The 16,039-nt window shown below is 34.2% G+C and carries 15 protein-coding genes; 9 read left to right on the top strand and 6 right to left on the bottom strand.

What is annotated here, in order from left to right; translation table 11 throughout:
• The first annotated feature begins 1 nt into the window (after position 1).
• From LMD38_RS21070 to LMD38_RS21060, 3 genes are all read left to right on the top strand, one after another.
• Positions 2-1,933: a M56 family metallopeptidase gene (locus LMD38_RS21070; protein WP_062821517.1), complete on the top strand. Its 1,932-nt coding sequence runs from the start codon at positions 2-4 to the stop codon at positions 1,931-1,933.
• 273 nt (positions 1,934-2,206) lie between these two features.
• The gene (locus tag LMD38_RS21065) at positions 2,207-2,779 is read left to right on the top strand and encodes a TetR/AcrR family transcriptional regulator (RefSeq protein ID WP_000963380.1); all 573 of its coding nucleotides are present in this window, start codon (positions 2,207-2,209) and stop codon (positions 2,777-2,779) included.
• Between the two features lie 216 nt (positions 2,780-2,995).
• Complete coding sequence (locus tag LMD38_RS21060; RefSeq protein WP_228919974.1) at positions 2,996-6,163, top strand: YhgE/Pip domain-containing protein; 3,168 nt, start codon at positions 2,996-2,998, stop codon at positions 6,161-6,163.
• Positions 6,164-6,203: 40 nt separating this feature from the next.
• On the opposite strand, the gene LMD38_RS21055 is transcribed toward LMD38_RS21060, so the two are convergent.
• The gene (locus tag LMD38_RS21055; RefSeq protein WP_016716732.1) at positions 6,204-6,923 is read right to left on the bottom strand and encodes a hypothetical protein; all 720 of its coding nucleotides are present in this window, start codon (positions 6,921-6,923) and stop codon (positions 6,204-6,206) included.
• A 318-nt stretch (positions 6,924-7,241) separates the two neighbouring features.
• Here LMD38_RS21055 and LMD38_RS21050 point away from each other — a divergent pair, with 318 nt between their 5' ends.
• Both LMD38_RS21050 and LMD38_RS21045 read left to right on the top strand, forming a co-directional pair.
• Positions 7,242-7,478 carry a hypothetical protein gene (locus LMD38_RS21050; protein WP_029141072.1) on the top strand — a complete coding sequence of 79 codons (237 nt, stop codon included), beginning with the start codon at positions 7,242-7,244 and terminating at the stop codon, positions 7,476-7,478.
• Positions 7,471-7,776, top strand: a complete 306-nt coding sequence (locus tag LMD38_RS21045) for a DUF2087 domain-containing protein (protein WP_016716734.1) — start codon at positions 7,471-7,473, stop codon at positions 7,774-7,776. The genes LMD38_RS21050 and LMD38_RS21045 overlap by 8 nt, the downstream gene beginning before the upstream one ends.
• 31 nt (positions 7,777-7,807) lie before the next feature.
• Here LMD38_RS21045 and LMD38_RS21040 read toward each other — a convergent pair whose 3' ends face one another.
• The 4 genes from LMD38_RS21040 to LMD38_RS21025 all read right to left on the bottom strand — a co-directional run bounded on the left by LMD38_RS21040 (position 7,808) and on the right by LMD38_RS21025 (position 11,921).
• Positions 7,808-9,001, bottom strand: coding sequence for a hypothetical protein (locus LMD38_RS21040; protein ID WP_000720213.1), 1,194 nt, complete (start codon positions 8,999-9,001; stop codon positions 7,808-7,810).
• Between the two features lie 64 nt (positions 9,002-9,065).
• On the bottom strand, positions 9,066-9,812 hold the full coding sequence (locus tag LMD38_RS21035; RefSeq protein WP_228919972.1) for a hypothetical protein: 747 nt from the start codon (positions 9,810-9,812) through the stop codon (positions 9,066-9,068).
• A 582-nt stretch (positions 9,813-10,394) separates the two neighbouring features.
• Positions 10,395-10,895 (bottom strand): DinB family protein, encoded by a 501-nt coding sequence (locus LMD38_RS21030; protein WP_016716736.1) that lies wholly within the window; start codon positions 10,893-10,895, stop codon positions 10,395-10,397.
• Positions 10,896-10,979: 84 nt separating this feature from the next.
• Positions 10,980-11,921 carry a helix-turn-helix transcriptional regulator gene (locus LMD38_RS21025; RefSeq protein ID WP_062821623.1) on the bottom strand — a complete coding sequence of 314 codons (942 nt, stop codon included), beginning with the start codon at positions 11,919-11,921 and terminating at the stop codon, positions 10,980-10,982.
• A gap of 197 nt (positions 11,922-12,118) precedes the next feature.
• Here LMD38_RS21025 and LMD38_RS21020 point away from each other — a divergent pair, with 197 nt between their 5' ends.
• On the top strand, positions 12,119-13,132 hold the full coding sequence (locus LMD38_RS21020) for a LacI family DNA-binding transcriptional regulator (RefSeq protein ID WP_000103718.1): 1,014 nt from the start codon (positions 12,119-12,121) through the stop codon (positions 13,130-13,132).
• A 39-nt stretch (positions 13,133-13,171) separates the two neighbouring features.
• Here LMD38_RS21020 and yhfH read toward each other — a convergent pair whose 3' ends face one another.
• A complete protein-coding gene (gene yhfH, locus LMD38_RS21015; RefSeq protein ID WP_000567010.1) occupies positions 13,172-13,300 on the bottom strand; it encodes a protein YhfH in 129 nt (42 codons plus the stop codon).
• Between the two features lie 180 nt (positions 13,301-13,480).
• Between yhfH and LMD38_RS21010 the strand changes: the two genes are divergently transcribed.
• The 3 genes from LMD38_RS21010 to LMD38_RS21000 all read left to right on the top strand — a co-directional run bounded on the left by LMD38_RS21010 (position 13,481) and on the right by LMD38_RS21000 (position 15,895).
• The gene (locus LMD38_RS21010) at positions 13,481-14,215 is read left to right on the top strand and encodes an MBL fold metallo-hydrolase (RefSeq protein ID WP_228919970.1); all 735 of its coding nucleotides are present in this window, start codon (positions 13,481-13,483) and stop codon (positions 14,213-14,215) included.
• A gap of 9 nt (positions 14,216-14,224) precedes the next feature.
• Entirely contained in the window at positions 14,225-15,214 is a 990-nt protein-coding gene (locus LMD38_RS21005; protein WP_000897255.1) for a lipoate--protein ligase, read from the top strand.
• A gap of 252 nt (positions 15,215-15,466) precedes the next feature.
• Positions 15,467-15,895, top strand: a complete 429-nt coding sequence (locus LMD38_RS21000; protein WP_016716739.1) for a hypothetical protein — start codon at positions 15,467-15,469, stop codon at positions 15,893-15,895.
• Positions 15,896-16,039: the final 144 nt, after the last annotated feature.

Raw genomic sequence — 16,039 nt, 5'->3', positions numbered from 1 at the left:
AATGATAGACATGCTTATAAATGTATACCTTCCTCATTTTTTTGATTGGCTTATAGAAACATCACTTATGGCTAGCATATTAGTGGGTTTTATTTTATGTATAAAAATTTTATTTAGAAATAAATTAACACCCCGGTGGCAATATATGCTGTGGATTGTATTAATGATTAGACTCCTTTTACCATGGTCACCAGATAGTTCTTATAGCATTTATTCATTACTTTCCTATCGTTCTAGCGTATCGGAAGTTATTCCTAAAAATATGCCGTCTACGGAGAGTATAGTGAATATAGAAAGCGACCGTACAGTGGAATCAAATTCTAAAATGGTTACAAAAACTAGCGAACCGGAAGTAGAAGTTAGTTTGGAACAACAGACTCCATTTTCTTTATACAAACTTGCTATGTATGTTTGGTTAGTTGGGGTATTCCTATTAGCAGTTATAACGTTTATTACAAATAGACGTTTATATTCTTACATAAAGAAACAACCAGATATTATGGATGAACAAGTCGCTACAGTATTTAATCGCTGTAAGCAGTCTATGAAAATGAAGAAGGTAGTTTCATTACGTTTAGCAGGAAAGATTGCGAGTCCAACTGTGTTTAGTTTCTTTCGCCCAAAAGTATTACTATCAAAAAAACATATGAAAGTATTAAACGAGCAACAATTACAACATGTTTTTTACCATGAGTTAGCTCATATTAAAAGAAACGATGTAGCTGTAAATTGGATTATGTACAGTTTAATCTTATTAAATTGGTTCAATCCGATTCTTTGGTACGCCTATTTCTGTATGATAGAAGATCAAGAATTAGCTTGTGATGCATATGCGCTTACGTTTATAGATAAAGAGGAGCAAATTGCATACGGTCATACAATTATTACCCTCCTAGAACATTATTCCTATCAAGTACCAAGCCTAGCAAATTTAAGTAGAAATAAACGAACATTAAAAAGGAGAATCGTTATGATTAAAAAGTTCCAAAAGAAATCGTATCGTCTTTCTTTACTTGGAGTTATTGCTATAGCAGCTATAGCAGGCGGATTTTTATTAAATGCAAGGATAACTGAGGGGGATGAAAGACAGAAAGAAAAGGTTGTAGAAAAAAAGCAATCTAAAGCGGCTTTTGAAGAAGCGATAGAAACAGTATTAGGCACACCGGAGAATGCAAGTAGAGAATGGGGGATGTCAATAAAGTCATATAAAATGAATACAGATTTTTTATATTTGGCAGAAAAGAATTTTACAAAAGAAGAATTTGAGCAGTATGTTCAATTATTTAAGGAAGCCCAAGAAATTCGTAAAAAAGCAATGGTTAAAAAAAATGTGCCTGAAAATTATGATGGAGATACAAAGGAATATAAACCTGAACGCTTGAAGAAAGCTGATCAGGAAAGACTAGCTACTATTGAGAAGACATTAAAACCGCTTGGAGAAAAGCTGGAGAAATCTTTAACATATACTATAGAAGAAGCGAAAAATCATGTGCCATTTCAAATTAAGCAGCCGGCTTATATACCTGAAGGTTATGAGTTAAAGAGAGAATGGGCTGATTCATATTTTGGAAGAGATATAGAATTAGTTACTAAATCAGAATATAAAAAAGGGAAATATGGTTTTACAATTTATCAGTCAAGAATGTATGCAGGTGGTAATAAGGACCCACTACACTACATGATGCCTGGAGAAGAGAATCTAGAAAGTTATAGTTTAGAAGGGAAAGGAATGGTCTATAATAAATCTTCTCATGGAGAGGGTAAGTTAAAAGGACTCAAAATGTTTGTACCAGCACAAGGTAAGAATAGTGAGTATCAAATTGTCATAGTGAATGATATTTTTACAAGAGATACAAAGATATACGAAGAGATAATCGATGATGAGCTAACTAAGAAAGAGATGGAGAAAATCTTACTTTCTATGTCAAAATAATAGACAGTGTTCTTAAACATTTTGTTTTAAGAACACTGTCTATTTTATTAAATTTCTATTGGGATCTAGTCAGCAATTATTTACGAATATATTCCAGCTTTCCATACAAGTATACTTTTTGATACACTATGAACAGTATGATATAACTTGACTGGAATTTTTTATACTGGAAATAATAAAAAAGAGAACTTGTATACAATGTAAGCGTGTGGTAATATCAAAGATGTACTAATTGACTATATTATCCAATTGGTCATTTTTGGAGGTGAAGATGTGGCGATAGATCGAAAACGTTCTATTATTGAAGCTGCAACAAAGTCTTTTTCAGCATTCGGTTATAAAGCAACAACGATGGATCAAGTAGCGAAGTTAGCGAATGTAGGAAAAGGAACGATTTATACTTTTTTTAAAAATAAAGAAGAGCTATTTGGCGAGATTATTTCTAATTTAATTACAGAAATGAAGCAAGTTGCAGAAAATGCAATTCGTTCAGAAGTTTCATTTTTTGAAAATGTACATAGAGCATTATATAGCATATTAGAATTCAGAAAAGAACATCAGCTCATGATTAAGTTAATTCAAGAAGAGCGTGATATGGGAACGAAAGAAGTACAAGAAGTGATGCAACAAGTAGATGTGGAAATCGTTTCTGTCATTCAATCGTATTTAAAGATTGCGATTGATAAAGGTGAAATTAGCAAATGTGATCCAGAAATTACAGCATTTATTATGCTTCGCTTATATGTATCGCTTATTTTTGATTGGGAAAAAAATCATGAACCGCTAGAAAAAGAAAAAATCGCAGAATTATTTGAACTTTATTTATTAAAAGGATTGTCAAATTAAGATAATCCTTTTATTATTATAAAAAATGACCATATGAACAAAATGGTCATATATACAATTTAAGGGGGGGATAATAGAAATATTGCTTTCAAATTAAGGAACAGTTGCATAGTATAAATTCGGGGATAAGGCATATGTATGAATAAGTATAGCCTTTTTGTTTGGGTGAAAATGACCGATTGAACGTTTTGGTCATTTTAAAAAGGGGGAGAAATAATGAAAGGAAATCAGTTACTTCGTAAAGAGTTCACACAAATTATAAAAAGTAAAAAAATATTAATTCCAATTATCGCGGTTTTATTCGTACCGATTTTATATGCAGGTATGTTTTTATGGGCCTTCTGGGATCCGTATAAACAGTTAGATGATTTACCAGTTGCGGTAGTCAATTTAGATAAAGGAGCAGTATTTGATGGGAAACCAATTGAGGTCGGAAAAGGGCTCGTTGATAATTTAAAAGATAATACAAGTTTCAAATGGGAATTTGTAAGTGAAAAAGAAGCGAAAAAAGGAATGGAAGGCAGAAAGTATTACATGTTAGTACGCATTCCAGATGACTTCTCAAGTAACGCTACAACGTTATTAAAAGACGATCCGAAGCCATTAAACTTAGAATATATTCCAAACGAAAGCTTGAACTTCCTATCTTCACAAATTGGCGGAACAGCCATTGAAAAAATTAAAGGTGAAGTATCAAGTACGTTAACGAAAACATATGCAGAGAAAATGTTTGATTCCATTCAAGACGTCTCAAAAGGATTAGCAGATGGGGCGGAAGGAGCAAATAAACTTCACGACGGATCAAGTGAGCTGCATGATGGTTCAAGTAAAGTGACGGACGGCCTTCATACACTTCAAGGGAAGTCTGGAGAGATGAAGGATGGAGTTCAGAAATTAGCAGATGGATCTAATAAATTAGTAGATGGGTCAGGGAAAGTGACAGTAGGTTTAAATACGCTAAATAGCAAAACAGGTGAAATGCAGATAGGTATAGGGAAATTAGTAGATGGGTCAGGGAAAGTAACAAATGGTTTAAATACGCTAAATAGCAAAACAGGTGAAATGCAGATAGGTATAGGGAAATTAGTAGATGGGTCAGGCAAAGTAACAGATGGTTTACACGTATTAAATAGCAATGCAGGTATCGGAAAATTAGTAGATGGATCAGGCAAAGTAACAGATGGTTTACATGCATTAAATAGCAATGCAGGTATTGGGAAACTAGTAGATGGATCAGGCAAAGTAACAGATGGTTTACATGCATTAAATAGTAATGCAGGTATTGGGAAATTAGTAGACGGCTCGGGCAAAGTAACAGACGGTTTAAATACGTTAAATAGTAAAACGGGTGAGTTGCGTGATGGATCTGAGAAAGTGACCGGTGGCTTGAACAAATTAGTAAGTAAATCCGGTGAATTAAAAACAGGAACAACTGACCTATCAAATGGTATGGGAAAACTTGTTGAAGGGCAAAGCCAATTAGAAAAAGGGTCTCAAGAAATTCAAAAGGGTTTGCAGGAATTAAATAGTAACGTACAAAAGTCTGCTGCAGGCTTAGAGGAAATGCAGTCGAAAGTTCCTTCTATATTGAACACAGTAAATGAAAAAATAGATGGAGCTGGGGCGAATGTAAATCAGTTAAATGAACTTACGCAATCAACAGCAGGAGATGCAAAAAATGCAGCACAAGAGGTAGCGAATTTACAAAAGCAAATTGAAAGTTTACCAAAAGAATATCAAGAGCAGTTACAGCCATTCGTAACAAGTGCTGTAAAAAGTACAGCGACAGTTCAGCAAAAAGCTGCCGGAGTAGCAGGTGGAACAAATAAATTAAATGAAGAAGTGAAACAATTAAAAGGTGAAATACATCAAACAACAAATGGGTTGCAAAAAAACTTACCAAATCCAGCAGGGATAAAAACTCTAGCAGGTGGTATTGAGAAACTAACGAGCGCACAAAATGAATTTGTTAGTAAGTTTCATGGATTTGGTGAGGGATTAGATAATGCAAAAATAGGTGCCGATAAATTAAAAGATGGATCAGTTCAATTAATTGATGGAGTAACGCAATTACAAAGTGGCTCTGAAAAAGTGACAGCAGGATTAGGTCAATTATCTGCAGGAGTAAATCAATTAGCAGATGGTTCTGGTCAAGTAACAGGCGGTTTAGGAACATTATCTGTAGGAGTATCCAAATTAGCAGATGGTTCTGGTCAAGTAACAGGCGGTTTAGGGACATTATCTGTAGGTGTAACGAAATTAGCAGATGGCTCAAGCCAAGTAACAGGTGGTTTAGGAACATTATCTGCAGGAGTAAATCAATTAGCAGATGGTTCTGGTCAAGTAACAGGCGGTTTAGGAACATTATCCGCAGGAGCAAACCAAATGGCAGGTGGCGTAAATCAATTAGCAGATGGTTCAAGCCAAGTAACAGATGGTTTAGGAACATTATCTGTAGGAGCAAACCAAATGGCAGGTGGCGTAAATCAATTAGCAGATGGATCTAATCAAGTAACAACTGGCTTAGGTACTCTAAATGGTGGCCTAAACAAAATGTCAACAGGCTCAACCCAGCTAATCGACGGCGTAAATAAACTAGCAGACGGATCAGGAAAAGTAACAGATGGTCTCGTAAAAGTAAACGACGGTTCAGGTGAACTTGCTGAGAAACTTGGCGAAGGAGCAGAAAAAACTGGTGAAGTAAAAGGGACGGATAAAACGTATGATATGTTTGCAAGTCCTGTAAAAGTGAAGACGGAGAAAATAGCGGAAGTTCCAAACTACGGAACTGGATTTACACCGTATTTCTTATCACTCGGTTTATTTGTTGGGGCATTACTATTATCAATCGTATATCCATTACGTGATACAGTTGGTGTTCCAAAATCAGGGTTTAGCTGGTTTATTAGTAAGTTCGGCGTATTACTATCAGTCGGTATTATTCAAGCAGTAGTAGCTGATGTCATATTACTATTCGGATTAGGTGTAGAAGTACAAAGCATTCCGTATTTCATACTCTTTAGCATCGTTACAAGCTTAGCGTTTATCGCATTAATTCAATGTTTAGTAACAGCATTCGGTGATGCAGGACGTTTCATTGCCATCATCACATTAATTATTCAGCTGACAACAAGTGCTGGAACATTCCCGCTAGAATTGATTCCGAAGTTTTTACAACCATTCAATGCTTGGTTACCGATGACATACTCTGTATCTGGATTGAAGGCAGTCGTATCAAGCGGAGACTTTAACTTCATGTGGCAAAACATTGGAATGCTCATGATCTTCATCGTTGTATTATCACTTGGAACAATCGCTTCATTAACTTGGATGCACAAACGACAATTTAGAAATATTGCTGAAAATCAATCGATTGAAGCGTAAATAAGGAACATAAAAAAGCACCGAAATGGTGCTTTTTTTATTAGTTTTGTTTTATTGGCTGAGAAATTTCATTTGTTTTTCTATTTTTACGGAAGAAGTATATAGCAATACTTATAAGAATAATTGTAGCTACAATCCAAACAAATGGACCATATTTTTCAGCAAAAGTATATAGTTTCATGTTGCTGGCAATGTCCTCTTTTGTTTTTCCTATTAGAATTTCAGAGCCACTATAACCTTCAAGTGTATCTCCTTTTTTTATGCCAAAAATAAGAACGTCTGATTTGTTTTCTATTCCGGTGTATCGGTATCCTTTACCTTTAATTGTTAATTGGGTATCATTCTTTTTTAGTGAATAGTCTTCGGCAGAAATATCTTTGCCTGACAGTGTAATTGGTTCCATTGAGAAACGGATTTCTTTTAAGACAGGAAGAGTCTCGTTGTTTAGTAAGAGTTGCTTTGCAATATGCTGCTCAGTATTAATGTTTATCCAATTTGCTTTTCGTCGTTTATATGTATTAATTTCAAGGAGTGCGAATTCTTTATTTTGAAGTTTTTCCTCTGTAATAGGTTGCGCGGTAGTTAATGTTCCTTTTAATAAAATCACACCGTCTTTTGCAGATTGGAAGGAAGCGGTTTCCTTTGTTTTCTTTAATGTATTGATAGTCCCTTTATAATCCTCTTTTCCTAAAAGAACAGCTCCTGTATGTACGGTTAAAATAAGATATAGGATGCTTAATACGATAATAGCTTTTTTCACTATTTCCCCTCCAAAGTATGTATAATTAAATTATAACATAATTTACCATATTGAATTTATTAATTTAAATAAAAAGTTGCAGACGTAAAAGTAATAAATAAATTAAGAGAAGTGTAGATGAGAGGAGTAAAAATGAAAAAGAAATACAGTTGTAAGAAAGGTGTACAACTGTATTTAAAGTGGATAAAATATTTTCTTCATAATGTAATGGTTGTTTTATATCCCTTTTTTTCTTAATTTCACCATATTTCATGTGTAGGCTAAATAAAAGATAGGAATTACAACAATTTACAGAGAAACATAGAGTAGAGGGGGGATATGATGAAAAGAAAACATATTTCTTATTTAATTATAAATCCGCTAATTATTTTTCTTGTTTATGCCCTTTCACCTATATTGTTTGATAAAGAAGTATATACAAGTATGAGAGATGCATTTGGAATACTTACGTTCTACTATGTGTTAATGGGTGGTTATTACTTTATTGACTTTTTAAGTAAAAAAATCAATAAAAATGATAAAGAAAAAATCGATGGAGGACAACAAAATGACTGAAAGTGAAATGAAATTCAGGGATACAACTATTCGTAACTTTTTCGATAAAGAGGACCGTCTAAAATCGATTCCAGGTCAAAAGAAGAAAAAACTAGTATTGTTAGAGCATTTAATTAGCAAGTTAAATGCGGAGAATCAGTATACGGAAAAAGAAATCAATGCATTCATCAAACAATATCATGACGATTTTTGTACAATTAGACGCGAGTTTATTGTGCAGGGGTTTATGGATCGCGAGGATAATATGTATCGTATAAATGAAAGAGAAGTTTGGACGAAGTGGGAGGAGTTAAAATGAAAAGCTCTGTTATTGAAAACAGAGCTTCTTATTATTTATTTGGTTGCAATATTTTAAAATCGTAGGCGTAAATGGATTTACCACCTTTAACTGATGTAACAATTTGATCCATGTCTTTGATTGTAGTAGTTTTAATTTTTTTACCGGTTGTTAGAGAGTATGTTTCTATAGAATATTTATGTTCTTGTTTTTCATTATAACGTAATACATATAATTGATCGTCTTCAAAATATGTTTGTTCATTATATCTAACGCCATCGGTTACATGGTAATCAATTTTGAATTTAAGATTGACTGCATTTGTTTCTGTATTAAAAGTTATGACATCACCTAGTCCATTTATAAAAAATAATTCATTGTTATGTAGATAAGCGGAATTATTTTTTGTAAATGGTATGGAAGCTGTGGAATTCTCCTCGGAAGAAAGTAAAATTAAATCTTGTTTTAATGATTTTTTATCAATGCGTAATAAATATACTTTTCCTTTAATTGAATTATCATTCTCAATTAAAATCGTATAATAAAAATTTGAGTCACTTAAAATAGATGAGTAACTAGAATACGACATGTTTTTATCAAGATTAATTGTTGTAACATCTTCAAGATGCATAGTTGAATCATTAAATAATAATTTTTTTAAACTATGCTCATTTTTATCTATATCTTGAGTTAAAACTAAAACTTCATCTGTATTAACGCCAGAACTAATAAGATAATGAGGGATATTTCCTTTATGAATTTGCTTTTGATTACCATACATTACATTTGAATCATAATTGCCAGTAGTGGAGTTACTGCCTGAATTGTAAATGTTAACAAATAAGTCTTGTTTTTTTAAATATATCCTTTGATCTCCTGTATGTTGGTATTTCATTTTATAATTTTTAAAATCTTCTCCAATAAATTTAATATTATCTTTACTTTCTAGTACGATTTCTTTTTTGTTATCAGACACACCTATTCCGCCGAGTTCTAAACCATTCATTTTATATCCATGTGCTTTTTCGTTTTTATCGATGAATATCGCATAACTAATCCCGTTGCCATCCATATCTTGGTCGGCGGTAGAAGAGAGATATATGACAGCTTGTTTATCTTTTAAAAAATCCTTTTTTTCAATATCTTCTTCAGATATCGAATTTACAGTACTGTTTCTAAAGAAGAAAAAATAGATGAGTGCTGCAATTAAAATTACACTTAAAATAAGAATGATTATTTTTTTCACTGTTATGAGCTCCTTTTATAAGAAGAAGTGCAACAACTATAGTTGTTGCACTTCTTCTTCAGTATTAAATATTACGAATTGTTGAGGTTTGTTTTGCGTCACGAACATCTCGTGGATATACACCAGCACCGCCATCTTTATCTAAATCTAGTCCGCCATGAAGTTTATAAGCCGACCAAATTAATTTAGAACAGTTTTTAGCTCCATAATGGGTTGTACTTCTATTTGTAGCAAAATTATAAGAATATGAATCTTTACCTACACGATCTTTTGCCCACCATGCCGCATCATTTTTGTTTTGCCAAGATGTATTTACGGATTTTACTACCGCATCTCCTTTATCTCCTTTATCTACTTTACGGGATGTAGTACTAATTGTACGAACGCCATCACCTGGTACAGATTCAACAATTGTATTTGAACTATAATACATACCAACATGTCCATGATTTAAGTATGCAGTGTATGAACCCGTATAGAAGAAATCCCCCATATTGCTATTCCCTACTGAAACTGTACCACCACTAGCTCCTAAAGTATTCATTTTTTTACTTGCTTCTTTTTTGCCTTGTTCTTCATCTGCTTTTAGCTCTTTATAAATCTGTTCAGAAACAGCTTCTTTTGTATTCCCAGTGTTGTTTGCTAATTCATTAATACTAGATATTAGCTCTTGTGTACTTACATCGGGCTGCATTTTTTTGATTTCATTTAAGTAAGGTAAATCATCACTTTTTGCCAGAGAAGCAGTAGGTACAATCACAGTAGAAGCTAGTAACCCTATTGTTAATGTTAATGCATGTAGCTTTTTCATAATCCATCCCCTTTGTGCAATTTATTTTTTTCTGGGAATTTTACCTGTATTTTATTTAAATGGTAAAATTCCCCTTAATGATAAGTGATAGTTTTATAGCTGTAAATCGTATTTTAGTAATTAATTGTTGAGAAAGTTTGGCTTGTAATAGGTTTGAAAAATAAGGTTATTATGTTTTTAAGTGTAGATAAATTATATGGAAATGTATAATACAGTTTGTGTGAATATTTGTCTAAGGAATTAAAGGAGGGAATGATTATGGCGGGCTTTATAAAAATTATTCTTTAATCGCACCATTTGTTATAATACGTGATATTCGTAATTTGTTATATTCCCTACGTTTTTTTGTTGAGAAATAAAAATAGTACTTTATTTGAACTTTCACTTTCAGTAATGTATATAATTGTCTCAATTCAGTTTTTCAACGAGGGTTCTTACAAATTAGTAGCGTACTTTGTATAGTTCCATTTTAATAGTCATGATTAAAAAGATGGCCAGGTAAATATCTGAGCCATCTTTAAAACATTTTATTCTTCCTCCCACTATATTGGTGGGAGGATTCCATTTTCCCTTTATGAGAAATTATGAAATTGCGTTCTCTAATCGCTCTTTCTGACGAAGATGATGTGCAAAATGCATAAAAATAAGCTGGAACCATTCTGCTGCATGTAAGTAACCAAGCCCAGGATGTTCGACTTTACAATCACTTGGGATAGAAGAAAGTGTTGGCTCAATGTCTTTAACAATTGTAATTAATTCTAGAAGCTGTTTCTGTACGTCTTCTTTATTAGCTGGGTTTTCAGGCGTATATCCAGGATGATCTGGTAATTTGATTTTTATGTCTGGGAAAGCCCCCATCCTATATACCTTTTCTCCCATATCTGTTTTCTTGTTAGTTACAGAAGGTAATTCAGTTCTGCATTTCGCGATTGCATCTAACTGCATGCGTGTAGCTGAAATTAAGTGATTATACATTTGACCGAGAGACCATTCCTCATGAGAAGGCTTCATCCTAAATTGTTCTATAGAGTACCTTTCTAATTCGTCTATGTAATACGTTGCTAATTCCTCAAATTTCTTCATATTGTTAACTCCCTTTTATGAAAATGTATTTGTTAATACCTAATATAAAGGATGGCTACTGACAACATTATGTCAGTAGTGAAATTAAAGTTTTAACATTTTTTTTGCTTCATCACGAATTTTTTCAGAAAGAATTTTTGGTTCAAGTACGTGCACTTGGCTTCCCCAGCTCAATACCCATTGAAACACTTCATCTATGTTTCTAGATTTCAAAAAGACGTGAAAATAGTTATCTCTATGTTCATATGAATCTATAAAAAAATATCGTGATTCAATAATTTTATGTGCAATATGGGAGGGGAATAATAAATGAATCATCACAGTACGGTTGCTTTCAGGCTGATATTCTTGCAAAGAAAAGTCTTCGGGTTTTGTAAAGAATTCTTGTTCTTGCTGTAATTCCTCCATTCGATCTAAGCGGAAATTACGTATTTGTTTTCTAAGTAAACAGTAGGCAACGATGTACCAAATCCCTGAAATGTTGACTAAGCCGTAAGGGTGAACGGTCCGCTTTATTTTTGTAGTTTCTCTCGGTTTCCGATAAGAAAAAGAGATAGCTTGTTCTTTTTGAATAGATTCTTGCAATAGAAGAAGTTGATTTTCTAGTTTTTCTTGTTCAGATTGCTGATGTGAAAATATAGGAGAAAGGAAACGAAAAGTTTCTCGTAATTCCTGGGCTTTCTTTTGTTGATCAGCAGGGAGAACAATTTCAAGTTTCTCTTTTGCTGATCGTGCATGTACAGAAAAAGAAGAAGTGAAAGTTTTCTCGATATAATCACCGCCTAGTAAAAGAGTAACAGCCTCTTCAGGCGTAAGCTGAATGGGGGGCAAGAAATAACCATCCATTAATGAATAACCGTGGCCGGGCATGGCGAAAAGTGGGACGCCACATTCACTAAGTGCATCCATATCTCGATAAATCGTTCTTATACTTGTCTCAAATTTTTCAGCTAAGCTTTGTGCGGTAACAGTTTGTCTTCTTTGTAATTCAATTAATATGGCTAATAAACGATCCGTCCGATTCATGAAGTATCTCCCTCTATCTTTAATAAATATGCCTCCTGTAAACTTCTAAAACGAATATAAATTCCCCTCCCATTAACATACTTTTCCCTATGTATAATATTAATATAGTAAAATCATAAGAAGCCGTATTGCAGTTTCCAATAATATACTATATAATCAATTTAAGAAAACGTTTTCATGCAAAGGGGGAGAATTTCGTGTCGACTATAGAGGACGTGGCGAAATTAGCGGGGTTATCAAGGACAACGGTTTCTAGGGTGATTAATAATCATCCATATGTTTCAGATGAGAAGAAAAAAAGGGTTCAATTAGCAATGAAGCATTTAGGCTTCGTTCCTAATTCTGCGGCGAGAAGGCTTCGTAAACAAAAAACAGAAACAATTGCGGTGCTAGTTCCAAGGATTACAAATCCTTTCTTCAGTAGATTTATTGAAGCAATCGAGATTGCTGCTTCTGAGCATAAATATAAACTGATTATTTGTCAAACAAGATATTTACCAGAAAAAGAGATGGAGTATTTACAATTATTATCTACGAAGCAAGTAGATGGGATTATTCTATGTTCACTAGAAAATCCGTGGGAAGATGTAGAGCCATACTTACAACACGGTCCAATCGTGTTATGTAATGAATATATTGAGGAAGCAAATATTCCAACAGTGAAGTTTGATCATGCGCAAGGAGCATACATAGCTGCTAAGCATGTGTTAGAACAAGGATATCGTAATCTTATTTTTTGCCGTGGTAACGAAACCAAAGTCGTTAGCCAACAGCGAAAAATGGGCTTTTTACGTGCCATAACGGAGAAGAGCCGTCAAGTAGAAGCGATTGATTTTCTTGAAAACGCTTTCTCTTGGGAGGATGGAAAACGAATATTCCATGAAGTATTAAAGGACAAAAAAAATCCTACCGCGATTTTGGCAGGAGGCGATGAGGTAGCAGCTGGAATTATCTCAGAGGCGAAGCGCCATGACTGGAGTATTCCAGATGATCTCGCTGTTATCGGTTTTGATAATCAAATTTTATCACAGATTACAGAGCCAGGTATTACGACAATTGAACAACCAATCGATGAGATGGCCCGAAAAGTTGTCGACCTGATGATGGATAAAATCCATACGAAAAATTATCGAAAAAAAGAATTGTATGAGTTTGAACTGGAGCTCTTGGTGAAAGGTTCAACGATGAAGGATACGATGTTATTAGCCTAGTAGACTATGTCTGCTAGGTTTTTTTATGCTCACAAACTACTATTCTTCGTGAACGCAGTCATCACATTTGTTATGGTATGCTTCGTGCTGCTCATCAATTTCTTTCCCGCAGTGCGCACAAGTTTTCGTCGGTAAATTTCTGAAAAACTCCATTGGTTGATCGATCATGTCAATCCCTCCATTTCCATTTCTTACTATTATTGTATTAGTACAAAAAACAAAAGTCAACAACTGTTTTATAACAAAATTGAAAATTAATGAAAAAGTTTAGGAAATGGATTATAGTTAACAATGTAGGATGTAAGTAAAACATGCATTTCTACTCGGTTTTAGAAAGGATGGATACATATGAAAATGACTGTTGTCGGCTTTTGGGGCGGCTTTCCAGAAGCGGGAGAAGCAACGTCGGGGTATTTGTTTGAACACGATGGTTTTCGTTTACTTGTAGACTGTGGTAGTGGTGTACTAGCACAGCTTCAAAAATATATAACACCGTCTGATATAGATGCAGTTGTACTGTCGCACTACCATCACGATCATGTTGCAGATATTGGGGTATTGCAATATGCGAGATTAATTATGAGTGCCACAAGAGGACAACTACCGGAGTTACCAATATACGGTCATACGTTTGATGAGAGTGGATTCCATTCTTTAACGCATGAACCGCATACGAAAGGAATCGCGTACAATCCAGAAGAAACACTTCAAGTTGGACCGTTCTCGATCTCATTCTTAAAAACTGTTCATCCTGTTACATGCTTTGCGATGCGTATTACAGCAGGTAATGACGCTGTAGTATATAGCGCAGATTCCAGTTATATTCCTGAATTTATTCCATTCACGAAAGGTGCTGATCTTTTCATTTGTGAGTGTAATATGTATGCACATCAAGAGGCTGCAAAAGCAAGGCATATGAATAGTACAGAAGTAGCAAGTATTGCGAAAGATGCAAATGTAAAAGAACTTTTATTAACGCACTTACCGCATACAGGCAATCCAGCTGATTTAGTAACAGAAGCAAAACAAATTTTCAGTGGCCATATTACGTTAGCGCATAGTGGCTACGTATGGAACTCATGAGGTGATACGATGTTATTTATTGATAATAAAGGAATTACAGATCCTAGAATAAACTTAGCAATTGAAGAATATTGTGTGAAGAATTTAGATATTAACGAAACGTATTTACTGTTCTACATTAACGAACCTTCTATTATCATTGGTAAAAACCAAAATACAGTAGAAGAAATTAATGCTGATTACGTAAAAGAAAAAGGGATTCATGTCGTTCGTCGTCTATCAGGCGGAGGCGCAGTATATCATGATTTAGGAAACTTAAACTTCAGCTTTATTACGAAAGATGATGGGGACAGTTTCAGTAACTTCAAAAAATTCACAGAGCCTGTAACGAAAGCGCTTGGTAAATTAGGTGTAAATGCAGAACTAAGTGGTCGTAACGACATTTTAGCTGAAGGTAGAAAAATTTCAGGTAACGCGCAGTTCTCAACGAAAGGTCGTATGTTCAGTCACGGTACGTTACTATTTGACTCTGAAATCGATCACGTCGTATCAGCGTTAAAAGTAAAAATGGATAAAATCCAATCAAAAGGCATTAAATCAATCCGTAGCCGCGTTGCGAATATTACAGAGTTCCTGAACGAAGAAATGACGACAGAAGAGTTTAGACAACTTCTTCTAGAAACAATTTTCGAAGGGGAAACAGAAATTCCAACGTATGAATTAACAGAAGAAGATTGGAAAGAAATCCATAAACTTTCTGAAGAGCGCTACCAAAATTGGGATTGGAACTACGGAAAATCTCCGAAGTTCAACTTACAACATTCACACCGCTTCCCAGTTGGACAAGTTGATGTTCGTCTTGAAGTGAAAAAAGGAACAGTAACAGAATGCAAAATTTACGGTGACTTCTTCGGTTCACTAGATGTGCATGATATTGAAGAACGTCTAACAGGCGTACAATTCGATAAAGATGCATTTACTGCAGCTTTAGAAGGCGTAGATATCGCACGCTACTTCGGTAATATTACAACAGAAGATTTCTTACATTTATTCTTCTAAAAATAAGGGAGGCTGCCGTAACGAGCAGCCTCTTTTTTTGCGTAGATTGTCGCGTTTTGTCGGTAAGTCGATATATTTTAAAAATCGCTGATATATTTCGAGTTGCGGTCGATATATTTGGAAAATCGCTGATATAAATGGAGTTGCGCTGATATATGTGAAAAATCGCCGATATAATTTCATATACCATCAAATCACAAGACATTTGCCCCTTATAAAGGAATATATATATTTAAAAGGAGGCGGATTGAAATGAAGAGGGTAATGTACGTTGTATTATTGCTCAGCTTTGTCATCGGAATGACAGCTTGTAACGATGAAACGTCCCAAAGTCGCACACTTTTATCTATTGGAAAGCCAGCGAAAGATAATGTTATATATTTTACGCATACAGATAACAGACGAAAGATACAGGAAATACAAGACATGTTTCAAAATAAGAAGTGGAAAAGAAATGAAACATTCAGCGCTGTTAATAAGACACCAGATGTCGTCTTTTCAATAGATGAAGACAATGCAGGGTTACCAACATTATATGTTACGGTGTATTTTCATGAAGATGGAGCGGACGTTCTTAACTTGTACGGGGAGTATACGAGTTTAAATAAACAAGAACTTGCAATGCTGAGAGAAAAGATGAGTGCATATTATCCTAAAATGATTTCTGGTCTAGTTTCATAAATTACTTGCAAACAAAATTCCCTTATCCTTCCAAAGTAAATGAAGAGAAAGTGATCTGTCTATATGCAGTTAATGGAATAACACTTGCCACTTTAATTTTCTTTTAATATAATTAATTTAGAATTTTTAAATATTCTAAATTTT

The organism is Bacillus pacificus, from assembly GCF_020861345.1.
Lineage (GTDB): Bacteria > Bacillota > Bacilli > Bacillales > Bacillaceae_G > Bacillus_A > Bacillus_A pacificus.
The sequence above is the reverse complement of the archived record's forward strand: the minus strand, read 5'-3'. Positions and strand labels throughout refer to the sequence as shown.

What these genes read in the sequence shown, in the direction of transcription:
- LMD38_RS21030 (WP_016716736.1), bottom strand. Translation starts at nt 10,895, where the DNA reads ATGAAGAAATTTGAGGAATTAGCAACGTATTACATAGACGAATTAGAA.
- yhfH (WP_000567010.1), bottom strand. Translation starts at nt 13,300, where the DNA reads ATGATCGATCAACCAATGGAGTTTTTCAGAAATTTACCGACGAAAACT.
- LMD38_RS21070 (WP_062821517.1), top strand. Translation starts at nt 2, where the DNA reads ATGATAGACATGCTTATAAATGTATACCTTCCTCATTTTTTTGATTGG.
- LMD38_RS21005 (WP_000897255.1), top strand. Translation starts at nt 14,225, where the DNA reads ATGTTATTTATTGATAATAAAGGAATTACAGATCCTAGAATAAACTTA.
- LMD38_RS21060 (WP_228919974.1), top strand. Translation starts at nt 2,996, where the DNA reads ATGAAAGGAAATCAGTTACTTCGTAAAGAGTTCACACAAATTATAAAA.
- LMD38_RS21000 (WP_016716739.1), top strand. Translation starts at nt 15,467, where the DNA reads ATGAAGAGGGTAATGTACGTTGTATTATTGCTCAGCTTTGTCATCGGA.
- LMD38_RS21045 (WP_016716734.1), top strand. Translation starts at nt 7,471, where the DNA reads ATGACTGAAAGTGAAATGAAATTCAGGGATACAACTATTCGTAACTTT.
- LMD38_RS21025 (WP_062821623.1), bottom strand. Translation starts at nt 11,921, where the DNA reads ATGAATCGGACGGATCGTTTATTAGCCATATTAATTGAATTACAAAGA.
- LMD38_RS21050 (WP_029141072.1), top strand. Translation starts at nt 7,242, where the DNA reads ATGATGAAAAGAAAACATATTTCTTATTTAATTATAAATCCGCTAATT.
- LMD38_RS21010 (WP_228919970.1), top strand. Translation starts at nt 13,481, where the DNA reads ATGAAAATGACTGTTGTCGGCTTTTGGGGCGGCTTTCCAGAAGCGGGA.
- LMD38_RS21035 (WP_228919972.1), bottom strand. Translation starts at nt 9,812, where the DNA reads ATGAAAAAGCTACATGCATTAACATTAACAATAGGGTTACTAGCTTCT.